Here is a 5,266-nt window from a genome sequence, read left to right on the forward strand (position 1 = left end):
AATGTAACGATCCACCGCAAAATCAAAAGTATCAGGGGGTCCTTTTTTGAAAAACGCGAATATTGGACCGGGAAGTCAGTAGAAGCCGCTATTTTTATGCAAATTGAAATCGTTTAGGACAGTATTGATTAAAAAGCTTAATTAGAAACCCGAACTGCTTATAATTCTATAAATTTTCTATTAATCATTCATGAAAAGCATTCTTCCAATTCTTGTTTTTATCGCAATTTTTCTTGCCATTGATCTCTACGCTTTCAAATCGTTTAAAGTAGTAAGCGAAGATTGGACAAATACAGTATTGCGAAATACAGCGTTAATTGGCTATATAATAAGTTCATTAGCGACTTATGGCTTAATCATTTACGCATTATCTCAATTTAGTAGAGACGCCTCAAACCCGATGAATTCATATTTATTCTCAATGGCTTTTGGGGTGGTCGTTCTTATGTTTCTTCCAAAATTGGTGGTGGCGGTTTTTCACTTATTTGATGATATTGTAAATCTCTTAAAATGGTTGAGTTCATTTTTCGTTCAAAAGCCCGCTGTTGAGACCTTGGATGGCGACAGAATATCGCGCTGGAAATTTATTTCTCAACTCGGCTGGATTCTCGCTGCTATTCCATTTGCAGGCATTTTGTATGGAATGATTCAAGGCCGGTACGCATTTAGAGTAATCACTAAAACGCTTAATTTTGCTAATCTTCCCGCTTCCGCGAATGGTTTGAGAATAGTTCATATATCTGATATTCATATAGGTAGCTTTCACAAAGATGGAAAAGAAGTGAAAGCAGGAATTAAAATGGTGAATGATTTACAACCCGATATTATCTTCTTTACGGGTGATTTGGTAAATAATTTTGCTACAGAAACCGATGGATGGGATGACATATTAGCGGCGCTTAAAGCGAAATATGGTAAGTATTCTATTTTGGGAAACCATGATTATGGAGATTATGCAGAGTGGCAAAACGCTTCGGCGAAAAATGAAAACCTCGATCGGCTAAAGGCCTACCATTCAAAAATTGGGTTTAAACTTTTACTTAACGAATGGACACCTTTTACGACAGCAGCCGGAGAAACCTTTGAAATAATTGGAGTAGAAAATTGGGGTGCAGGTGGATTTACCAAATATGGAGATTTAGACAAAGCCATGGAAGGCACAAATTCCAAAAATTTTCAAGTCCTTCTCTCCCACGACCCTTCTCACTGGGACGCAAAGGTAATTGGTAAAACCGAAATTGACTTAACACTTTCTGGCCATACCCACGGCATGCAATTTGGCATAGAAATACCCGGCCTTATAAAGTGGAGCCCCGTAAAATACCGCTACCCGCGCTGGGGCGGACTTTATAGCGAAGCAAGTCAAATGATTTATGTTAACCGCGGATTTGGCTATATCGGTTTTCCCGGACGAGTGGGAATGCCTCCGGAAATTACTTTACTGGAATTGAAAAAAGGTTAAGGAAATACCGTTTCAGCGATTGCCATTGCCCTGGCAAATAATACCTTATCAACCTTTGTCTTGACATTTACTTCATCCAGATACCAGAGTATATTTTCTGTAGCCATATTTCCCGTAAGGTCATCAGCTGCCATCGGGCAACCGCCAAATCCCTTAATTGCACCATCAAACCGGCGACAACCTGCCATATATGCGGCGTCAATTTTTTCTTTCCACGAAGATGGTGTTGTGTGCAAATGTGCTCCAAAAGTCACATTCGGCAGCTCCGGAATCAGTGTAGAAAATAAATTGGTTATGGATGCGCTATCTGAAGTACCGATAGTGTCAGAAAGTGCCAGAATCTCTATTCCTAAATCGCGGTGCAACCTGCTTGCCCAGTCTGCCGCAATATCTGGGTGCCATGGGTCGCCATATGGATTCCCAAAAGCCATTGAAATATAAACAACAAGTTTTTTGTGGTGCTTATCTGTCAGATTTTTAATCTCCTCTACCCTTTTTAATGATTCTTCAATTGATGCATTGGTATTTCGCTGCTGAAAGGTTTCTGAAATTGAAAACGGATAGCCTAAATAATCAACTTGTTCATATGCACAGGCGTCTGCTGCTCCTCGTGTATTGGCTATAATGGCAAGGAGCTTCGAATTTGTGTTGCTTAAATCAAGACCTTCGAGAACCTTAATAGTATCTGACATTTGCGGTACCGCTTTGGGCGAAACAAAAGATCCAAAATCAATGGTGTCAAAGCCTACCTTGAGCAGTGCGTTGATATAATTAATTTTTGTTTCAGTTGGTATTTCAGTCTTGATGCCTTGCATGGCATCTCTGGGGCACTCTATTAATTCAACCATTTGCAATAATTCTTTCATTAATTTTTCTGATCAAATCGGGACCTTCGTAAATAAATCCGGTATAAAGTTGCAATAGTGACGCTCCCGCTTCAAGCTTTTCCATTGCATCATCGGCAGAGTGTATTCCGCCAACGCCTATTATTGGAAATGCGCCATTTGATTTTGTATGCAGATATCTAATTACTTCAGTAGACCTTTCTCTTACAGGGGTTCCACTGAGACCTCCCATTCCTATTTCTTCGATTTCTTGTTGATCGGTTTTTAAATTTTCTCTACTTATAGTCGTATTCGTCGCAATAATACCTGCAATTCCGGTCTCGCTAACTATTTCAATTATATCATCTAGCTGAGAGTCTGTTAAATCGGGAGCGATTTTGAGCAAAATCGGCTTTGGCTTAACTTTGGCATTATTCAAATCCATTAAGGTTTTGAGTAGTTTTGTAAGTGGTTCTTTTTCCTGAAGGTCGCGTAAATTGGGTGTATTTGGTGACGATACATTCACTGCAAAGTAGTCAACCACATCAAAAAGCGATTCAAAACAGGCAATGTAGTCATCTACAGCATTCTCATTAGGAGTTGTTTTATTCTTACCAATATTGCCCCCCACAATAATAGAAGCATAGCGCCGCCCCAACCTTTTTCGCATTTTCTCTACGCCATTATTGTTGAAACCCATTCTATTTATAAGGCCATTATCGTTTGGCAACCTAAAAAGTCTTGGCTCCGCATTTCCAGATTGAGGCTTTGGAGTTACAGTGCCGACCTCAATAAATCCAAACCCCATAAATGCCAGTTCATTTACAAGTTTAGCATCCTTATCAAATCCGGCAGCAAGACCTACCGGGTTTTTAAATTTCAATCCAAAAACTTCGCGCTCTAACTTCTTGCCATTTAGATTATACAGCCCGTAAACCAATGACTTAGTGAAAGGAAGTTGAAAAGCGACTTTTAAAAAATTGAAGGTAAACTTATGAGCGGGTTCAGCCCCCATTTTAAAGAGAAGAGGCCTTACGAAACTTTTGTACATCATAGAAATTTGGTTACAAAATTACGGTTAAATGAAGGCAATCAAAGCATGAATTATGGATTTCATGAAATTATATCTATCTTCATAATTCATAAGTCGATATGATAAACCAAAAAAACATCGGTTTAAAAGAGCTCCATTGCGCTGAACTGCCTTCTGCTAAGTTTGTAGAATTGGAGCGCGATATTGTAATAGTCATTTATAAAGACATTAGCGATGAGTTTGGTTTAGAGCACGCAAGAAAGCATACGGAGACCATTTACAAGCTCCGCAATGATAAGCCCTGCCACATAATTTTATATTTCTTAAAGACACAGGTTGTTTTTTCCAACGCTGCCCGCGATTATTTTGCAAAAGATCTGCGGCATTCTGCAATTCGTCTTTCCCAGGCAATTATTATTGAAGGGCTTGCTCAAAAAATTGTAGCCAATTTTTATAAAACTTTCCATAAGCCCGACTGCCCGGTAGAGCTATTCTCTGACCTTCCGACAGCCATAAATTGGACACTTTCTCTCGAAAAATAATACTACATTCTATTTACAGATAGGTTAAGTCTATCTAAAATTCATCTCTTTTTACTAAACTATCTTTAGATTTGGGTGTTATAATTTACAAACCTTTAAAACGAAAATATCATGTCATTTAAATTGCCAGATTTACCATACAAATTCGACGCTTTAGAGCCCAATATTGATGCTAAAACGATGGAAATTCACCACGACAAGCATCATGCAGGATACACCAGCAAACTCAATGATGCCATAGCAGGCTCTGATAAAGACGGAAAATCAATTGAAGAAATCTTGAAAAATGTGGATGCTTCAGATTCTGCCGTCCGCAATAATGGTGGTGGATTTTACAACCACTCTCTTTTCTGGAAAGTTATGAGCCCCAATGGTGGCGGAAACCCAAGCGGTGCACTTGCAGACGCAATTAAAAGTGACCTTGGTGGAATGGACAAACTGAAAGAAGATTTCAATAAGGCGGCTGCCACCAGATTTGGATCGGGATGGGCATGGATAATTGTTGGTGCCGATGGTAAACTACATATTACCAGCACTCCCAATCAAGATAATCCACTTATGTCATTTGCAGATAAGAAAGGAACCCCTATTTTGGGTCTCGATGTGTGGGAACACGCATATTACCTGAAATACCAAAACAAAAGACCAGATTATATTTCCGCTTTTTGGAATGTAATTAACTGGGCGCAGGTGTCAGAGAACTTCAGTAAAGCAAAAAAATAATAAGCAAGTTTATATATAAAAAGGTCGCCAAATTTGGCGACCTTTTTATTTTAGAATAAGTTTGCACGAAAGCATTCCCATGGGCAGTCAAGTAAATATTAAAAATAAGAAAGCTTCTTTTGAGTATGAACTCATCGATAAATTTGAAGCGGGTATACAGTTAACCGGTGCTGAGATAAAATCGGTACGCGCGGGAAAAGCTAGTATTATGGAAGCTTACTGCTTCTTTAAAAATTCAGAATTGTGGATTAAGAGCATGCACATATCTCCTTATGAGCCTGCGAGTTACAACAACACTCCTCCTACTCGTGACAGAAAATTACTCTTGAATAGAAAGGAAATTGAAAACCTAGAGAAAGAACTTAAAAATAAAGGTCTAACTATTATTCCTATCCGCGTTTATTTAGCCGACAGCGGTTATGCAAAGGTGCAAATCGCCCTTGCACGAGGTAAGAAAATGTATGATAAGCGAAACGATTTAAAAGATAAAGACGATAAGAGAGCCATGGATCGGGCAATGAAAATTTAATTCAGCATCTGCCTAAGAAAACTATTTAGTGCCTGCAAGAAAACCTGCAACTATTTAGTAATCAACAATTAACAGTTGATAAGTCACTTGAATCTGGAATGAATTTTCTTTCTAAACTGGGTTAAAATGCCGAAATTAGGCTCTTTAAGGACT

Annotated in this window: 6 protein-coding genes; 4 read left to right on the forward strand and 2 right to left on the reverse strand. The window is 38.7% G+C overall.

The window, feature by feature from the left end:
- Window positions 1–190: 190 nt before the first annotated feature.
- On the forward strand, window positions 191–1,462 hold the full coding sequence (locus tag G3O08_RS20240) for a metallophosphoesterase (RefSeq protein WP_163287268.1): 1,272 nt from the start codon (window positions 191–193) through the stop codon (window positions 1,460–1,462).
- Here G3O08_RS20240 and G3O08_RS20245 read toward each other — a convergent pair.
- Together G3O08_RS20245 and G3O08_RS20250 are read right to left on the reverse strand one after the other, a co-directional pair.
- Window positions 1,459–2,328, reverse strand: a complete 870-nt coding sequence (locus G3O08_RS20245) for a hydroxymethylglutaryl-CoA lyase (protein WP_163287269.1) — start codon at window positions 2,326–2,328, stop codon at window positions 1,459–1,461. The genes G3O08_RS20240 and G3O08_RS20245 overlap by 4 nt on opposite strands.
- The gene (locus G3O08_RS20250; protein WP_163287272.1) at window positions 2,303–3,337 is read right to left on the reverse strand and encodes a quinone-dependent dihydroorotate dehydrogenase; all 1,035 of its coding nucleotides are present in this window, start codon (window positions 3,335–3,337) and stop codon (window positions 2,303–2,305) included. The genes G3O08_RS20245 and G3O08_RS20250 overlap by 26 nt, the downstream gene beginning before the upstream one ends.
- A gap of 101 nt (window positions 3,338–3,438) precedes the next feature.
- Between G3O08_RS20250 and G3O08_RS20255 the strand changes: the two genes are divergently transcribed.
- The 3 genes from G3O08_RS20255 to smpB all read left to right on the forward strand — a co-directional run bounded on the left by G3O08_RS20255 (window position 3,439) and on the right by smpB (window position 5,113).
- Complete coding sequence (locus G3O08_RS20255; RefSeq protein ID WP_163287270.1) at window positions 3,439–3,861, forward strand: DUF7793 family protein; 423 nt, start codon at window positions 3,439–3,441, stop codon at window positions 3,859–3,861.
- 111 nt (window positions 3,862–3,972) lie between these two features.
- A complete protein-coding gene (locus G3O08_RS20260; RefSeq protein ID WP_204336969.1) occupies window positions 3,973–4,584 on the forward strand; it encodes a superoxide dismutase in 612 nt (203 codons plus the stop codon).
- A gap of 79 nt (window positions 4,585–4,663) precedes the next feature.
- Window positions 4,664–5,113 carry an SsrA-binding protein SmpB gene (smpB, locus tag G3O08_RS20265; protein WP_163287271.1) on the forward strand — a complete coding sequence of 150 codons (450 nt, stop codon included), beginning with the start codon at window positions 4,664–4,666 and terminating at the stop codon, window positions 5,111–5,113.
- The last annotated feature ends 153 nt before the right edge of the window (window positions 5,114–5,266 follow it).

The organism is Cryomorpha ignava, assembly GCF_010686655.1.
Classification (GTDB): Bacteria; Bacteroidota; Bacteroidia; order Flavobacteriales_D; family Cryomorphaceae; genus Cryomorpha; species Cryomorpha ignava.